The sequence below is a fragment of the Rheinheimera mesophila genome (assembly GCF_000986865.1).
Classification (GTDB): Bacteria; Pseudomonadota; Gammaproteobacteria; order Enterobacterales; family Alteromonadaceae; genus Pararheinheimera; species Pararheinheimera mesophila.
This window is the reverse complement of record NZ_LAVS01000001.1, coordinates 240,264-257,547: the sequence shown is the minus strand read 5'-3', so window position 1 is coordinate 257,547 and position 17,284 is coordinate 240,264. Positions and strand designations below refer to the sequence as shown.

14 protein-coding genes are annotated in these 17,284 nt (G+C 49.0%); 6 read left to right on the top strand and 8 right to left on the bottom strand.

The window, feature by feature from the left end; genetic code table 11:
• Nucleotides 1-18: 18 nt before the first annotated feature.
• On the bottom strand, nucleotides 19-1,896 hold the full coding sequence (locus SD53_RS01150; protein ID WP_046518349.1) for an EAL domain-containing protein: 1,878 nt from the start codon (nucleotides 1,894-1,896) through the stop codon (nucleotides 19-21).
• 324 nt (nucleotides 1,897-2,220) lie between these two features.
• Between SD53_RS01150 and panP the strand changes: the two genes are divergently transcribed.
• On the top strand, nucleotides 2,221-3,867 hold the full coding sequence (gene panP / locus SD53_RS01145) for a pyridoxal-dependent aspartate 1-decarboxylase PanP (RefSeq protein WP_046518348.1): 1,647 nt from the start codon (nucleotides 2,221-2,223) through the stop codon (nucleotides 3,865-3,867).
• A gap of 3 nt (nucleotides 3,868-3,870) precedes the next feature.
• Here the strand turns inward: panP and SD53_RS01140 are convergent, their stop codons facing one another.
• On the bottom strand, nucleotides 3,871-4,581 hold the full coding sequence (locus tag SD53_RS01140) for a sulfite exporter TauE/SafE family protein (protein WP_046518347.1): 711 nt from the start codon (nucleotides 4,579-4,581) through the stop codon (nucleotides 3,871-3,873).
• 129 nt (nucleotides 4,582-4,710) lie between these two features.
• Between SD53_RS01140 and SD53_RS01135 the strand changes: the two genes are divergently transcribed.
• Nucleotides 4,711-4,902 (top strand): PspC domain-containing protein, encoded by a 192-nt coding sequence (locus SD53_RS01135; RefSeq protein ID WP_046518406.1) that lies wholly within the window; start codon nucleotides 4,711-4,713, stop codon nucleotides 4,900-4,902.
• A 43-nt stretch (nucleotides 4,903-4,945) separates the two neighbouring features.
• Here the strand turns inward: SD53_RS01135 and panC are convergent, their stop codons facing one another.
• The 6 genes from panC to dksA all read right to left on the bottom strand — a co-directional run bounded on the left by panC (nucleotide 4,946) and on the right by dksA (nucleotide 10,005).
• Entirely contained in the window at nucleotides 4,946-5,788 is an 843-nt protein-coding gene (gene panC, locus SD53_RS01130) for a pantoate--beta-alanine ligase (protein ID WP_046518346.1), read from the bottom strand.
• Between the two features lie 11 nt (nucleotides 5,789-5,799).
• Nucleotides 5,800-6,591, bottom strand: coding sequence for a 3-methyl-2-oxobutanoate hydroxymethyltransferase (gene panB, locus SD53_RS01125; protein ID WP_046518345.1), 792 nt, complete (start codon nucleotides 6,589-6,591; stop codon nucleotides 5,800-5,802).
• Between the two features lie 71 nt (nucleotides 6,592-6,662).
• The gene (folK, locus tag SD53_RS01120) at nucleotides 6,663-7,148 is read right to left on the bottom strand and encodes a 2-amino-4-hydroxy-6-hydroxymethyldihydropteridine diphosphokinase (RefSeq protein WP_046518344.1); all 486 of its coding nucleotides are present in this window, start codon (nucleotides 7,146-7,148) and stop codon (nucleotides 6,663-6,665) included.
• Nucleotides 7,141-8,430, bottom strand: a complete 1,290-nt coding sequence (gene pcnB, locus SD53_RS01115) for a polynucleotide adenylyltransferase PcnB (RefSeq protein WP_241481730.1) — start codon at nucleotides 8,428-8,430, stop codon at nucleotides 7,141-7,143. Before pcnB ends, folK begins: the two co-directional genes overlap by 8 nt.
• 229 nt (nucleotides 8,431-8,659) lie before the next feature.
• A complete protein-coding gene (gluQRS, locus tag SD53_RS01110) occupies nucleotides 8,660-9,556 on the bottom strand; it encodes a tRNA glutamyl-Q(34) synthetase GluQRS (RefSeq protein ID WP_046518343.1) in 897 nt (298 codons plus the stop codon).
• Complete coding sequence (gene dksA / locus SD53_RS01105) at nucleotides 9,556-10,005, bottom strand: RNA polymerase-binding protein DksA (RefSeq protein ID WP_046518342.1); 450 nt, start codon at nucleotides 10,003-10,005, stop codon at nucleotides 9,556-9,558. The genes gluQRS and dksA overlap by 1 nt, the downstream gene beginning before the upstream one ends.
• Nucleotides 10,006-10,306: 301 nt before the next feature.
• On the opposite strand from dksA, the gene SD53_RS01100 reads away from it, so the two are divergent.
• From SD53_RS01100 to mrcB, 4 genes are all read left to right on the top strand, one after another.
• Entirely contained in the window at nucleotides 10,307-11,116 is an 810-nt protein-coding gene (locus tag SD53_RS01100) for a sulfite exporter TauE/SafE family protein (protein WP_046518341.1), read from the top strand.
• A gap of 56 nt (nucleotides 11,117-11,172) precedes the next feature.
• Nucleotides 11,173-12,462 (top strand): aminopeptidase PepB, encoded by a 1,290-nt coding sequence (gene pepB, locus SD53_RS01095; RefSeq protein WP_046518340.1) that lies wholly within the window; start codon nucleotides 11,173-11,175, stop codon nucleotides 12,460-12,462.
• Between the two features lie 109 nt (nucleotides 12,463-12,571).
• The gene (gene hrpB / locus SD53_RS01090) at nucleotides 12,572-15,010 is read left to right on the top strand and encodes an ATP-dependent helicase HrpB (RefSeq protein WP_046518404.1); all 2,439 of its coding nucleotides are present in this window, start codon (nucleotides 12,572-12,574) and stop codon (nucleotides 15,008-15,010) included.
• On the top strand, nucleotides 15,007-17,268 hold the full coding sequence (gene mrcB / locus SD53_RS01085; protein WP_046518339.1) for a penicillin-binding protein 1B: 2,262 nt from the start codon (nucleotides 15,007-15,009) through the stop codon (nucleotides 17,266-17,268). Before hrpB ends, mrcB begins: the two co-directional genes overlap by 4 nt.
• Nucleotides 17,269-17,284 lie beyond the last annotated feature (16 nt).

Here is a 17,284-nt window from a genome sequence, read left to right as displayed (position 1 = left end):
ACAGCAAAGAAGAGGCGCTTAAACAGCGCCTCTTTCATAATAGCGCAGTGGCACAGGGGCGGCTGGGCCAAAATAGTAACCCTGGGCATAACTGATACCACACCTTTCCAGCGCATCTAAAGACTGCTTACTTTCGACCATCTCTGCAATGATCAACAACTGGGTTTGTTTGGCAAAAGAACTGATGTGTTCGGTAAAAAGCTGAGCGTCCTGATCTGAGCTAATCAGTTCAATCAAACTACCGTGAATTTTCAGTCCATCAACTCTTAACTGCAGTAAATCAGCCATACCAACGCCACTGGCTGCACCAAAATCATCCAGTAACACTTTGGCGCCAGTTTTTTGCAGCGCTGCTATCGCATCCCGGCAGCGTTCAAACTGAGGCAAGACTCCGGCTTCAGCCAGTTCAAAGTACACCCGTTCAGGTTTGGGATAATGCTGCAGATAATCGAGGAAAAACTGCTGCAAATCGTCGTCCAGCAGGTCGCGGCAATTGATATTAATAGACCAACTGACGTCAGACGCTGCGAACTGGCTGGCACTTTTAATAAACATCATTTTGGTCAGTTCTGTATCCAGATGACTGCGGTTGATAATGCTTAAAAACTGATCCGGCGTTAGTATGCTGCCGTCGCTACGTAAAATCCGCGCCAAACATTCGTACTGGAAAATCTCACCTGTACTGATTTGTACCACGGGCTGAAAGTAGGGCACTATTTGCTCATGACCTATGGCTTCACGCACTTCTTTCGCCATTTTGATATTGGTATGTAAATGTTGTTTCAGCGCTAATAAGTTATCTGAATACACCACCAGGGATTGTTGTTGCAATCGCGCTGTGTTCACCGCCAGCATGGCATTTTCCAGTACTGCAACGGCGGGTGATAAGGCCACGCCCAGGGTTACGGTGAAAAGCAGGTAGGGGTCATTCAGCACAGGTTGGCTGAAGTCAAAACTTTTAAGTTTGTCATGTAATTCGTTGTCAGAAATCACTGCTACACGGCGAATAGCCAGTTTTTCAAATGACAGCCGGTATAACCGGAATGACCGGCCTAAATGCAGTTGCAACTGCTGAATAAACTGATTGATCGCCTGTTCGGCAATAGCTGTACCATACAAATGGCTGATTTCCTCCAGGTTGTTCACTTGCAGGATAGCCAGTTGGCTTAAACCTGTAGATTCATGACGCAGGTGAGCTTCTAAAGCTAGCGCATTACGCTGACCTGAGCTATGGTCTGTCGTGGGGTTATGCCGCAATACCATGGCGTAACTTAACGCCAGAAGCAGCGCTAAACCAAAAAATATCGACCCACTGAACACAGACTGCTGCATGCTTGCCATCAACCACCGATCCAAATCGGTGATAGCGATATCGGCTCCGGCTAAATACACAGTGCCATCGCTGCTTTGGTAGGGTATTAACACAGAGCGGAAGTGACCAAACTGGTCGACAGACTCTTCAAACACCGGAGCTATTGAGGCGAAGGCCGCTTTATTGGCCTCGGTCGCTTCGGGGTAATAATCATAAAAGTAGCTTAGCTGGCCGCGAAGTAAGTCATCTTCTGTGTAGCTGGAAGAGGTGAAATGCACTTTGCCATCGACCTGGATCATGCTGTAGACGTACTGCAGTTTTAAGTCTTTGGCATAGAGGCTGAGCTTTTTTGCCAGTTCCAGATAGTCAGCGCGGGAAATATGTTGCGGACCGCTGATGTTGTTATGGTAACTGTCGCCCAGCAGATAAGGCACAGCTTTTACTGCATTGAGTAGTTGCTGGTCAACCTGTGCCAGCTTCGCCTGGTAGGTTTGCTGATACTGGTAATAGACATAAGCGGCGATGGCAAGCAGATACACCACCAGGCTGACCAGGATAAAATGTGCTGAACGGATCCGTAACATGCAATGACTCGTAAAAAGGAACCTGAAAACAATACGTTAATAGCTTAGCTGATTTAATTCAGGCTGACAGCTAATACTTTAATCTGACGACAGCCGTCGCTGTGTAGCAGAGTTGTTGTAATCAGGCGGCGACATTCGGCAAAAATACCGGTTTTGCGTGGTTATTGGCGGTATCTTTGCAGCAAGATGATCAACAGATGAATTTTTTTAAAGACATTTAAAGGGGCATTTAGTACAGTGACCTCCTTTTTGACTTACTGATTTTACGGCCTGAAAACATAAAATAACGAGCCGGTACAAAGACAACGGTGAGACAGGATACGAATGACAGAATTAAACAAACGCCAGGCTACTGCGTCTGAAGAGGCCTTGTGGCGCATATTTACTGTGCCAGAGGCGCCGGACTCGACCTTAAGTATCATAGAGCAGAACATCTCGCAGAATCTGGCTGGTTTTTTACGCGAAAGTATTGTCGCAGTGGAGAAACCACTGTGGCAAATTGAACGCGATTTTCAGGCGCATCAAATCCCGTCTGAGCCTAAGTTTGTCTCGGATTATGCTGAACAGATGATGGAAAAGCTGGTGGCGCACTCAGTCCATACGGCCGCTCCAAGTTTTATCGGTCATATGACCTCGGCTTTGCCCTATTTTGTGTTGCCGCTGTCAAAAATGATGGTGGGTTTAAACCAGAATCTGGTGAAAATCGAAACCTCCAAAGCGTTTACGCCGTTGGAGCGCCAGGTCATCGGCATGATGCATCATCTGGTCTATGGCGAAGCGGATAGTTTTTATAAAAAATGGATGCACAGTGCCAATCATTCGTTAGGCGCTTTTTGCTCTGGTGGCACTATTGCCAATATCACGGCACTCTGGATAGCCCGCAACCGATTATTAAAAGCTGAAGGTGAGTTTAAAGGCGTCGCCAAAGAAGGCCTGTACCGCGCTATGAAACATTATGGCTATGAAGGATTAGCCATTTTAGTGTCAGAGCGTGGCCATTATTCGTTGGGCAAAGCGGCTGATATTTTAGGCATTGGTCGGGAGTTTTTGATTCCGGTAAAAACCGACGCCAATAACAAGGTGCAAAGTGCTGAAATGCGCCGTATCAGCCGTGAGTTAAACGAGAAAAATATCAAAGTGATGGCGATAGTTGGGGTTGCGGGTACCACAGAAACCGGCAATGTTGACCCTTTGAATGATTTAGCCGATTTAGCGGCAGAACTGGGTTGTCATTTCCACGTCGATGCCGCCTGGGGCGGTGCCACTTTATTATCGGAAAAATATCGCCATTTGCTCAGCGGCATAGAGCGGGCGGATTCAGTAACCATTGATGCCCACAAACAAATGTATGTGCCTATGGGCGCTGGTATGGTGGTGTTTAAGCATCCATCTTCGGCTCATGCGATAGAACATCATGCCGAGTATATTCTGCGTAAAGGCTCGAAAGATTTAGGCAGTCAGACGTTGGAAGGCTCTCGCCCCGGTATGGCGATGCTGGTGCATGCCTGCTTGCAGGTGATTGGCCGTCAGGGCTATGAAATTCTGATCAATCGCAGTTTAGATAAAGCCCGTTATTTTGCCAGTTTAATTCAGGAGCATAGCGAGTTTGAACTGATCACTGAACCTGAGCTGTGTTTACTGACTTATCGTTATGTGCCCGCAGAAGTTCAGCGGGCTATGGCTTTGGCTTCAGCAGAAAAGCGACAGAAGTTTAATGAGTTGCTAAATGGCCTGACGAAGTTTATTCAGAAAACCCAGCGGGAAGAGGGCCGCTCCTTTGTTTCCCGGACCCGGCTCAAACCAGAGCGCTATCAGCGCCAGGATACAGTGGTGTTTCGTGTTGTATTGGCGAATCCTTTGACCACAGATCAAATTCTGCTGGATGTGCTGGAAGAACAGCAACAGGTGGCGGCGTTGGACAAAGAGTTCTTGCCGAAATTATTACAACTGGCCAAAGACAGCACAGCTTAATCTTCAAAGAACAGCAGCAATCATCATCTGCAGCGCCAGAGCCGATAATCCCAGTTTTATCCAGTAGATATAGCGGGGGTTTGGCTCTGGTGGCCTGATTTTGGCACCCAGATAAGAACCCGCTACAGCGCCCACGATCAAAGCAAACAAAGGCCACTGGTAGTCCAGGTAACTAAAGCCTATCCAGCCAAACACAAGTACTTTGAGTAAATGGCTGATAGACATCATCAAGGCTGCCGTGACTATCACCTTGTTCTGATCAGCCTGTTGTTTCAGCAACAAGCTGGTCGATAACGGACCTGTCGCACCAACAAATAAACTTAAACCGCTTTGTAAAAAACCAATCCAGATAAAGTTTTCATAGCGGCTGAGCAGTTTTTTGAATCCCGAATGCCACAGGCTCAGTAAGATGTAGAGCCCGATAAACAAGGGGAGCAATTGCACAGGTAGCTGCGTCCATAGCCAGCCTGCTGCAGCCACACCCAACACTGAGCCTGCCAAAAAGCCCGGGATCAAAGACCACAATACATCCTGAAGTGAGAACAGGACTCTGGAGCTATTACTGGCTAATTGGGTTAAACCGTGTACAGGCACTATGGCTGCGGCAGGCAGAAACAAGGGCAGGATGGCTATCAATAACATCCCTCCACCAAAAACCACTAAGGCTGCCAACAGAGATGTCAGGCAGGAGATCAGTAATAACAATAGTAACAAAAGCTGTCACCTCTTCCTTTGTGGCACCAACCGAATAGTTGGCAAGACATAGTTGCTTACAAGCCCAGCATTGCGTCTATGCTGATGCAGCGCTACTGTAAAGACAACAGCAAATTGGAGGATCTATCCATGGCGGATAAAACTTTAGCTTTATCGAATGACAAAATGCTATTTGGGGTTTGTGGGGGTATCGCAGAGTATTTTGGCTGGTCCGCCGGTGGTGTGCGCCTGGTCTATCTATTGTTGTCGGTGTTATCTGCCGCTTTTCCGGGTTTGTTTGTCTACATAGTGTTATGGCTGTTGATGCCAAAACAAAACTAGCGGGCCAGAGCTTGCTCTGACCCTGCTATCTTTCGTCTGACAGTTACACTTCAATATTATCAATCAGGCGGGTAGTGCCCAGATAAGCCGCGGCCAGTATCACCAAAGGAGCTGTTGCATCAGTGGCGGGCACCAGGGTCTGGCGATTGGAGATATTGACGTAATCCGCGTTAAAACCCGCCGCATTGAGGGTGTCTTTGGCTTGTTGCTCTAACGCACGTAAATCAGGGCAGCCCTGATTGAGCTGCTGTTTCATCCACTGCAGAGTGCGGTACAACACCGGAGCCGTGACACGTTGCTCTGCGGTTAAATAGCCATTGCGTGAACTTAACGCCAAACCATCTTCAGCGCGGGTCGTAGGTACGCCTATGATTTCAATCGGCATGGATAAGTCTGTCACCATCTGACGGATAATAGCCAGTTGCTGATAGTCCTTCTGACCAAAACAGGCAATGTCCGGTTGCACCAGATTAAACAGCTTGGTCACTATGGTGGATACGCCACGGAAATGTCCAGCCCGGCTGGCACCGCAGTGATAATCACCTAATAGTGGCACTTCAACATAAGTTTGCACGTCCAGACCACGCGGATAAATGATCGCTGGAGTAGGCGTAAATACCGCATCCGCACCATGTTCGGTCAGGCCTTTGCAGTCCTGCTCTAAAGTGCGGGGGTATTTGTCTAAATCTTCATGGGGGCCAAATTGCATCGGATTGACAAAAATACTGACGATGACTCTGTCGGCCCTTTGTTTAGCGGTATCAACCAGTTGCAAATGGCCCTGATGCAAATTTCCCATGGTCGGCACAAAAGCAACCCGTTCACCGGCACTGCGCCACTGGCGGATTAACGCACGAAGCTGAGCTATATCCTGAATCATTAACATAAAACTTGACCTTAAAAGCTATGCTCTGGACCAGGGAACTGGCCTTGTTTGACGTCCTGAATGTACTTGCCGATGGCTTGTTTAATTTCACCGGTTTCCTGCAGGAAGTTTTTCGAGAATTTTGGAATATAGCCTGAACTGATACCTAATAAGTCATGCATCACTAAAATCTGGCCATCGGTATCTTTGCCTGCACCTATGCCAATTACTGGTATCACCAGAGCTTTGGAGATGCGTTCCGCCAAAGCCGATGGAATGCACTCAACAACCAAAAGCTGTGCACCAGCATCTTGAAGGGCTATGGCCTGTTGCACCATTAAATTTGCGGCCTGCTCATCGCGGCCCTGTACTTTAAAACCACCAAACACATGCACAGACTGAGGGGTTAAACCTAAATGACCACAGACCGGAATACCCCGTTCGGTCAATGCCTTAATGGTCGGTAATAAAAAATCACCGCCTTCAAGCTTAACCATATTGGCACCAGCTTGCATCAGAGGCGTAGCGTTGTGCATCGCTTGCTCTACTGTGGCGTAACTCATAAAAGGCATATCGGCAATAACAAAAGCCAGCGGAGCCCCGGCGCGGACACAACGGGTGTGATAAGCAATTTCAGCCGTGGTGACAGGCAAAGTATCGCTGTGGCCTTGTAGTACCATACCCAAAGAGTCACCGATCAGAATAACTTCCACACCTGCATCGGCAAACAACTTGGCGAAACTGGCATCGTAAGCCGTTAAGGCCGTTATTTTTTCGCCTTTTTGTTTCATCTTCAGTAATTGAGCAGTGGTAATTTTTGCCATTTTTTCTCATCCGACCACAAGGGAGTAATTTGGGGCGCACCTTGGCATAAAACCATAAGGCGCGCAAGTTATCAAAGACGAGTCAGGCCGTTTAAAGGCACCATCTTTAATAGCTCACTCAACTTAGAACCATCAGGCAATATCAACTCGGAGTCTAGTTCTGCCAATGGATAAAGCACAAACTCCCGCACCTTCATGCCGTAATGCGGCACGGTCAAACATTCTGTTTGGATGACTTGATCACCAAACAGCAGGATATCTAAATCCAGCGTCCGCGGACCCCAGCGTTCGTCTTTACGCTGACGGCCCTGGTCCAGCTCAATTTGCTGTAATTCGGTCAGTAACTCTGCGGCAGATAAACCAGTAGAGAGCGCTGCGACGGCATTGACGTAATCCGGCTGATCCTGCGGCCCCATAGGTTTGGAACCATAAAAACCTGATACCTTGACCACTTGTGTGTCTTTGAGGTTGTGCAAGGCCAACACAGCACGTTCTAACTGCTGCACTGGTTGAGCTAAATTAGCGCCCAGCCCGATATAAACCAGCGTATCAGCCATTTGCTGCAGGACCAGCAGGGCGACGTTTGGTCGGTGGGCGACGACGGCGTGGCCGACGTTCAATACCTTCTTTACCCAGGCCTTGCACTAACAGCTCGCGACCCGCTTCGTCATCGGCCTGGAAACGTTGCCACCAATTCGCCAGCTCCAACAGTTCTCCGCCTTCGGCCTGAGCCCGCAGTTGCAGGAAATCGTAAGCACCACGAAATTTGGCTTGTTCCAACAGCTTAAAAGCCCGGCGACCAGCACGTTTGCTTAAACGATTTTGCAGGAACCAGATGTCTTTAATGGTCAGACTAAAACGTTTGGGGATAGCGATAGAGCGCTGCACTTCATCCAGCACTTCCATCATGGCAATATTCAGCGCATCGACTTCGTTTAAACCACTTTCAACCAGTAGTTTTTCGGCACGTTGTTCGACCGGATACCATAATAAGGCGGCAAAGGTAAAAGCCGGCGTCACAGGTTTATCCATCGCGACCCGCTGATCGGTATCCTGCATGGATTTGGTGATCAGGTTGAACACTTTACCGTCGCCGTCTTGTTTTAACACTTTGGCCAGTTGCGGCAACAGTTGTTTGATGATGCCTAACTCGTTCAGCATGACAAAGTTATCGAAGGCTTTACCTGCCATAAATAACTTGAGGAATTCTTCGAATAAACGCGCAGCCGGAATGTTTTTCAAAAGTACGGCCAGCTCTTTGATGGGTTCCAGTGTCGCCGGGGCTATGTCCATATTCAGCTTGGTGGCAAAACGCACGGCACGCAGCATCCGCACCGGGTCTTCACGATACCGGGTTTCAGGGTCGCCAATCAGCTCAATTTTGCGCGCTGCTATGGCTTCAATGCCGTTGGCAAAGTCGTAAATGGCAAAGTCGGCCACTGAATAGTACAAAGCGTTGATACTAAAATCACGGCGTTCGGCGTCTTCTTCAATAGTGCCATAAACGTTATCACGTAAAATCTGGCCTGCATCACTTTGACTGGCTTTAGGGCTGGTTTCGTCATCCCCTGTATGGTGACCACGGAAAGTTGCGACTTCAATCACTTCTCGGCCAAACACCACGTGAGCCAAGCGGAAACGACGGCCGATCAGGCGGCAGTTTTTAAACACCTGACGCACTTGTTCTGGATGCGCATTGGTCACTACATCAAAGTCTTTTGGCTTTAAACCCAGCAAAATATCGCGGATGCAACCACCGACCAGGTAGGCTTCATAACCTGCGTCTTTTAAGCGGTACAATACCTTAAGTGCATTCGGGCTGATGTCTTTGCGCGACACTGAATGCGCATCACGGGAGATTTTTTTCAGCTCTGGCAGAATGGATTGACGGCTTTTTTTGGGTTGAGCAACGCTCTCAACGCTTTTGCTGCCAAGGGTGCGGCGGCAAAAATCCAGGACTCGCGAAATAATGGCAATACTCCTTGTGAGCTTTTGTAAGTGAACTCGATGAAAAAAGCGGCTAATGATACCGCAGCAGCCGTAAAAATAGAATGTGCGGCTTTGTGCTTTATAAAAAATCTGTAGCTTTTTGTTCGTTTTGGCGGGGGATTTGATTGATTTGCCAGTGAGCACTGGCCCAGGCTAGCAATTCCCTGGCATCAGCTCCTATTAAATCTTCCGGTGGCGGGTGGCCTAAAAACCGTAATACGGCTGTTAAGGTGTCGCTGACAGGCCATTGCTCCACGGCTGGGGCGTGATTTTGTTTGCTGAGCTTAAAACCGGGTTCAGCCACGGCCAAAGGCAAATGTAAATAGCTGGGAGCTTTTGCATCGAGTAGTTGAAACAGCGCTTGTTGCCGGGTGGTCAATTCGATTAAATCTGAGCCCCGCACCACTTCGGTGATGCCCTGATCCAGATCGTCCACCACGACCACGAGCTGGTAAGCAAATAAGCCGTCACGGCGCTTTAAAATATAATCTTCAGTGGCTAACGCCAGAGGGACTTGCACTTCGCCTGCCACAACATCAATAAAGCTGGTCGCTGTGGCCGGTGCTTTTAAACGCCAGGCCAGACTGCCCTCTGTAAGGTGCCTGTGCCGGCAAAAACCATCATAGCCCTGCGGCAGGCTTTGAATACGGTTGCGGCTGCAGTTGCAGGCATAGGTCAGTTGCTGTTGTTTTAGCTGCTCCAGCACTTGTTGATAACGCTCCAGTCGCTGGCTTTGTACCCAGACCTCGCCATCCCAGCACAACTGATAACGCTCTAAAGTACGCAAAATACCGTCGGCAGCACCGGTTTGCATCCGGGGCCTGTCGATGTCTTCCATCCGCACCAGCCACTGGCCTTGTTGCGATTTGGCCTGTAGATAACTGCCCACCGCAGCGATAAGGGAGCCAAAATGCAAAGGGCCGGATGGCGATGGCGCAAACCGGCCCCTGTAAGCAGGAGGAACAATAGGCATCATTAACCGCCCAGTTGTTTTTCCTTGATTTCAGCCAGAGTTTTACAGTCGATACAGAGATCGGCGGTAGGACGGGCTTCTAACCGTTTGATACCAATTTCGATACCACAGGTGTCGCAGTAACCAAAGTCTTCGTCTTCGATTTTCTGCAGTGTTTTTTCAATCTTCTTCAGTAGTTTACGTTCGCGATCCCGAGCACGTAATTCCAGACTGAACTCTTCTTCCTGAGCAGCACGGTCCACTGGATCCGGGAAGTTTGCCGCTTCATCGGCCATATGGTTTTTAGTGCGATCCACTTCTTCACGTAACTGTTGACGCCATGCGTCCAGAATGCGGCGGAAATGGTCCAGCTGTTTTGGGTTCATGTATTCTTCGCCTTGCGCGGCCTGATAAGGCTCCACGCCAGCAAGGGCTAACAGTCCCAAAGTTTTTACGGTTTTGCCTTCTGGCATGATCATCTCCTGTAAAACAGTGCCAAGCAAAAAGTTGGCGGCTAGTGATAGCAGAAAAATATGACAGCTGCAATCACTATTAAAAAAGCCGCGGAAGTATACAGAGCAGAACTGGCTGCGTCACCTTTTTTCCAACACGCGGCAGATTTGGCTGGTTTAATAAAATCACACTCTAAACCGCATAAACACAGCTTGGGAAGCATTGTTCTGGGTTGCATCTGTTAACTTGTTCAAAACAGGAGATATTTATTGCTTTAGTTTGTTAAAGTAAGGCTCTTTTTCCTTGGGGCGGACACTGAGTATGGCCATCGAATGGGTGATTGCGTATTTACTGCTGGGGGCAGCAGTGGGTTTTTTTGCCGGATTATTGGGCGTTGGCGGTGGCGGCATTATGGTGCCTGTATTAACGGCCTTATTTTTAGCACAACACTTTCCGGCTGAATTGGCTGTGCATATGGCATTGGCAACCTCTATGGCTGCTATTATCGTCACGTCTTTTTCCAGTATGCGCAGTCATCAGCGTCACGGCGCTATTTTATGGCCTGTGGTCTGGAAGTTAACTCCGGCGATTTTAATAGGTACGGTAGCGGCAGCTTATCTGGCGACGGCTTTATCTTCGTTGGCTTTAGCTGTGTTCTTTTGCTGTTTTATGAGTTATGTCGCATTACAGATGCTGCTGAATATCAAACCCAAAGCCAGCAGGCAGTTGCCTGGTGTTGTTGGTCTGAGTAGTACAGGGCTGGTGATTGGCGCCGTGTCCGCATTGGTGGCTATAGGGGGCGGCTCGTTGACCGTGCCTTTTCTTACCTGGTGTAATGTCAAAATACAGCACGCCATAGGCACCTCTGCTGCGGTGGGTTTACCTATAGCCATCAGCGGTACGCTGGGCTACTTTCTGGCTGGAGTTTCCACAGATGCAGTGTTACCACAGTACAGTCTGGGGTATGTCTACTTGCCTGCCATGCTGCTGATTGCGTCCGTCAGTTATTTTACTGCGCCTGTTGGTGCCGCTCTGGCGCACCGTTTACCTGTTGCTACGTTGAAGAAAGTATTTGCCGCGTTACTGATTGCTTTGAGCGCGAAAATGTTACACAGCGTCTTAACCTCCTGAGGGCTTGTGGTACACTCAGCTCCATACTTTATCCACGCAATACGAGATAAACATCTATGTCTGACCTGATCCAAATTCGTTTAAACAGTGCTGCTGCAGAGGCCAAATGGGGCAAAAATGTAGTGCTGACCCCGGATACTGCTGGCTATCAGTTGCACGTCAACACTGCAGATCTACGAGCAGTGCAAAAAGCGGGTCGCCAATTGGATGCTTTGGGTATTCAACAAATCCAACTGGCAGGAGAGGGCTGGACTGTGGACAGTCAGTGGGCGTTGTATCAGGGCTTTTGCACAGCCAAAAAACTCGGCGCTATCGGCTGGACAGGTACTGCAGCAGACCAACTACAGTTGCAACAACTCCACAGCACCTTCAGTTGGGCCAAAGCCATTATCAACCAAACCCCGGAAGACTTGTCTCCTGTCGCTTTGGCGGAACACGCTGCTGCTTTTGTTCAAACTGTAGCGCCAGCAGGCACTGTATCCACTGAAATTATTTCAGGTTCTGCTTTGCTGGAACAAGGCTGGGTCGGTATTCATGCGGTAGGCCGTGGCAGTGAGCGCGATCCGGCGATGCTGGTGCTGGATTACAATCCAGCAGGCAAAGCGGATGCGCCTGTGTTTGCGGCTTTAGTGGGCAAAGGTATTACGTTTGACAGTGGTGGTTATTCGATTAAAGCCAGTGAAGGTATGGTGACGATGAAATGTGATATGGGCGGAGCCGCTACTGTCACCGCAGCTTTAGCCCTGGCAATTTTGCAAGGGTTAAACAAAAGAGTGCAGCTTATTTTATGCTGTGCCGAAAACCTGATTTCCGGCCGTGCCTTTAAACTGGGTGATATCCTGACCTATAAAAACGGTGTCACGGTAGAAATCGTCAATACTGATGCTGAGGGGCGTCTGGTTCTGGCGGATGGTTTGCAAAAAGCTGCTGAGGCAGAGCCGCAACTTATTATTGATGCGGCCACTTTAACAGGTGCTGCAATGAATGCCTTAGGCACTGAATACAATGCGGTCTTTGCGTTGGACAAGGCGTTAGCACAACGTGTATTAGGGTATGCCGAACAGGTACAGGAGGGAGCCTGGCAATTGCCGCTGGAGAAATGGCATCAGAGCCAATGTCCTTCAGCCTATGCCGATACAGCCAATAGTCGACCGGTTAAAGGTGGCGGTACTGGCGGGGCTAGCAATGCGGCAGGCTTTTTAAGCCGGTTTGTGCCTCATGATGGCAAAGGCTGGGTGCATTTAGATTTAGCTGCAGCTTTTCATAACTCAGCCAACAGTTTCTGGGCCGCTGGTGCCACAGGTATGGGCATTCGTTTAGTGGCGCACACCCTGATCAACGAATAATCTTTGAGCAATTACTGAAATGAAGCCAGTCATTGCTTTGTTTCTGACTTCGAACCAATGAAGAAAGCAGCTAAGATAAAGCTGCTTTTTGTTTTTAGTGAGAGTTGATTTGTTACCTGTTGCAGACATTTGCCCACAGCTGGTTCAGAGCCTGAAGCAGCACAATAAAGTGATTTTGTCCGCACCACCCGGTGCTGGTAAATCAACCTATCTGCCGCTATATCTGCTGAATCATGCTGATTTTTCAGGAAAAAATATTCTGCTGTTGGAGCCCAGACGGCTGGCGGCAAAAAGTATTGCCAGTTATTTAGCGGGGCAGTTGAATGAAGCTGTCGGACAGCAGGTGGGTTATCAAATCAGGCACGAAAAAAGTGACAGCAAAAACACTCGCCTGCTGATCGTCACCGAAGGAGTGTTGATCCGCAAAATTCAGCAGGACCCAGAGCTTGCAGGCATTGACCTGATCATTTTTGACGAATTTCATGAACGTTCCCTGCAGGCGGATTTAGCCTTGGCTTTGGCGCTGGAAGTGCAGCAACTCAACACCGATTTACAATTGCTGATTATGTCCGCCACTTTGGATCAGCAAAAACTGGCAGCCGCTTTGGACGCCCCAGTGCTGTGCAGTGAAGGTCGCAGTTATCCGGTGGAGATTGTTTACCAGGTGCCTACAGCAGAGCCTATCTGGTTACAAAGTGCCAGAGTAAGCCTGCAGGCCAGTTTGAAACATCAGGGCAGTATTCTGACCTTTTTACCCGGCCAGCGTGAAATTCAGCAGGCCAGAGACTGGTTGCTGGAACACAACCAAGACAGCCAGTTAGATATTTATGCCCTGTCTGGCGCTTTAACTCTGGCGGAGCAACAGCAAGCCATAGCGCCAAGTCCGGCTGGACGACGTAAACTGGTGTTAACTACCAATATTGCCGAGACCAGCTTAACCATCGAAGGTATTGAAGTGGTGGTGGATTCAGGTTGGTGTCGTCAGGCCGTTTATCACCCCAGACATGGACTAACGCGACTGGATACTGTCGCCATCAGTCAGGCAGCAGCGACGCAAAGGGCAGGTCGTGCCGGGCGTTTGTCTGCGGGGACCTGTTATCGGCTTGATAGTGCAGAGCTGTGGCAACGCCGTCCGGCTTTTACTCCGGCTGCGATACTGCAATCGGATTTAACCTCTTTGCTACTGGACATTTCAGCCTGGGGTTGTGCACCCGAGCAATTATTCTGGTTAGATCCACCGCCCCAGGCCAACCTCAACTCGGCAGCCTGGGTGCTGGCGCAACTCAAAGCCATCAATCACAAGGGCCAGATCACAGACTTTGGCCGACAGTTACTGGCGACAGGCACTGAACCACGACTTGCATCTTTAGTGCTGCACGGCAAACAGATGGAACAGCAAGGCGAGCAAGGAGCCGCCTGGTTAGCTGTGGTGTTGGCGACCTTATTAGAACATCCTCAGCGCAGCCGTGAACAGGATATAGATCAATTGCTGCAACAACCTTTGTCTGGCGCCTTATTGCAGCAGGCGAAGCAACTGGCCCAACAAAATCAGATCCGCATCAGCAGTTACCTACCGCAGCATCTGACAGCGGCTTTGTTAAGTCGCGCCTTTCCTGATCGCATTGCGTTATCAAGGGGGAAGGGCTATCTGCTGACCAATAATGCGGGTGTAGTCTTATTTTCGGACAGTGCGCTGGCTGGTGCTGAAGTGCTGGTGATCTGTGATTTGTATTTTGGCCAGAGTGCTCAGGTGAGTCTGGCCGCGCGTTGGACGCTCGCTGAGTTGATACAAGAGTGGCGTGCTGATTTGCAACTCCAGTCCTATGTTGGCTTTGATGCACAGCAAGAGCGTTTTATTGCGGAACAGCGTTTGATGCTAGGCTGTTGTGTGCTTGAACGTAAACCGCTGCATACAAAACCGACAGAAACAGAGCAACAGCAGGCTTGGCTGGATTGGTTAAAACAACAAGGTTTACAGGCTTTGCCCTGGACTGAACAGGCGTTGCAGCTCAGATACAGACTGCAACTGATGCAACGACTTATGCCGGAACATCAGTTACCTGCTGTGGATGAGGAAGCTCTGTGGGCTGATGCTGAAGTCTGGTTAGCTCCGGCTTTAGGCAGGTTTACAAAACTGAGCGATTTGAATAAGTTAGACCTTTATACTTTATTATGGCAACGTCTTAGTTACAAAGAACAGCAACTGCTTACCAGCTGCATGCCAGACAGTTGGCGTTCAGCTACAGGGTCTATGATCCCTGTGCATTACAGCGATGAAGGAGAAGCTATTTTGTCGATCCGCATTCAGGAAATGTTTGGTCAGCTTGAGACTCCTGCTGTAGCCATGGGGCGTTTAGCCATGAAAATTCATTTATTGTCGCCTGCGCGTCGCCCTTTACAAGTGACTCAGGATTTAGCCAGTTTCTGGGCCACTAGTTATGCTGAAGTAAAAAAGGAAATGAAAGGCCGCTATCCAAAACATTATTGGCCTGAAAACCCAGCACAAGCCATGCCGACGAATAAAACTAAAAAAGCTATGCAAAAATGACACAAAAACAAAGCCGTACTCCAAGAAAAAAGCCCGCGACCAAAACCGCAAAACGCCCGCAATTTGCCAGACAAATGCTGTGGCTTGCCTTAAAAATTGGTCTGGTGTTGCTGCTGACACTGTTTGTTTATCTGATTTATCTGGATAGTAAAATTACCACTTTGTTCTCCAGTCACAAGTGGCAATTTCCGGCTCAGGTGTATGCCCGCAGTCTGGAGCTGATCCCTGGTAAAAGTCTGACGCAAAAACAACTGGTCAGTGAGCTTGAACTGCTGCAGTACAGGGCTATGGATAAAATCAAGGGTCCGGGTCAATACAGCCAGACTGGCGATAAAGTGACTGTATTTCGCCGCGCTTTTCAGTTCTCTGATGGCTATGATCAGGAAGAAGTTTTTACCGTGTCCTTTGCGGGTCAAAGGGTGCACACCATTTATGATCATCAGTTGAAAAAGTCGGTGCAAAAAGCCCGGATTGAACCGCAACTGGTCCAGCATTTAGTGTCCTCCGAACAGGAGGACAGAGAGATGGTCACGCTGGCGGATATGCCTGAGCATATTAAAGACGCCTTGCTGACCATTGAAGACCGGGATTTCTATCAACACCACGGAGTCTCTGTCTGGTCCGTAGTTCGAGCATTTTGGGCCAATCTGATGGCTGGACGCACTGTGCAGGGCGGTTCAACCTTAACTCAGCAGTTAGCGAAAAATATGTACCTGACAGCGGATAAAACCATAATCCGCAAAGTAAACGAGGCACTGATCGCGCTAATTCTAGATTACCGGTACAGTAAGGACCAAATCCTTGAAGCTTATCTGAATGAAATTTTTATCGGCCAGTTCCACAACAATGCGGTACACGGTTTCGCGCTGGGCAGTAAATTCTATTTTGGCAAACCTTTGGATGAATTGTTACCAGAGGAATACGCCCTGTTGGTAGCCATAGTCAAAGGCCCCTCTTATTACGATCCGCGGCGGTTTGGTGAACGGGCGAAAGATCGGCGCGATCTGGTGCTTAAAATGCTGCACTCTGCAGAGTTATTAACGGACGCCGATTACCAGCGCGCAGTCAGTAAACCGCTGGCTGTGATCCCGCTGGGGCATCACCTCAAAGGCCGTTCTCCGTCCTATTTGGATGCTGTGAAACGTGAGCTGAAAGACTTAGTGACAGACCCTGCAGTCATTGAAGAGGGGCTGAAGATATTTACTTACATGGATCCGCAAGCGCAATTGGCGGCTGAGCAGGCGGTGAAACAGCGATTGTCAGAATTAGACAGCCGGCTTGAGGCGGCTATGGTGGTTACGGATTATCAGGCCGGTGCCTATAAAGCTATAGTTGGCGGAAAGGCTGTGCATTTTGCCGGATATAACCGAGCTTTAGATGCCCGTCGTCAGATTGGCAGTATAGTCAAACCCGTGTTGTATTTGCAGGCCTTAAGCAGACCACAACAGTTCAGCCTGGCCACTATGCTTGATGACAGCCCTATTCACCTCAAAGGCAGTCAGGGCGGCTGGAGCCCGCAGAATTTTGATAAAAAGTTCCGTGGCCAGGTGACACTGATCCAGGCGTTATCTGAATCACTGAACGTACCTACAGTGCGTTTAGGATTAAAACTGGGCTTGCCAGCATTGCAGGAGGGCTTCAGGACGCTGGGGCTTGAACGTGAACTGAAACTGCAACCTTCAGCATTTTTAGGGGCGGTGGAGCTGACGCCGGCCGAGGTAGCCCAGCTATATCAGGTGATAGCGAATAAAGGTCGCTACATTAAATTAGCCAGTATAGAGTCAATTACTAAAACTGACGGTACTATGCTTTACCAGCGCAGAAACATTGTGCAACAAAGAGTTACAGAAGAGGCGGATTACCTGTTGCAATATGCTATGCAACAAAGTACCCGCAGCGGTACCTCAAAAATACTGGCGAATCAGTTTGCCGGCATTCGTTTTGCCGGTAAAACCGGAACCTCCAGCGACCACAAAGATAGCTGGTTTACCGGTTTTGAGCATGAATCCTCCGTCACTGTCTGGTTAGGCCGGGATGACAATAAATCTATAGGTTTAACCGGGGGATCGGGCGCTTTGACTTTATTCAGTCAGTACTTCAGAACTGTGCCGCCGAACTCGTTGTTCAGAGCCATACCACCTGATGTCACCTTAGGGCGTTTTTCAGCAACAACGGGCAGGGCTGTGGCTGATGATTGTGGTGGCACTTTATTATTACCAAAAGTGGTCAGTGCGGCAGTGAGTGCAGATTGCGAATAAACGGGAATTATTGACT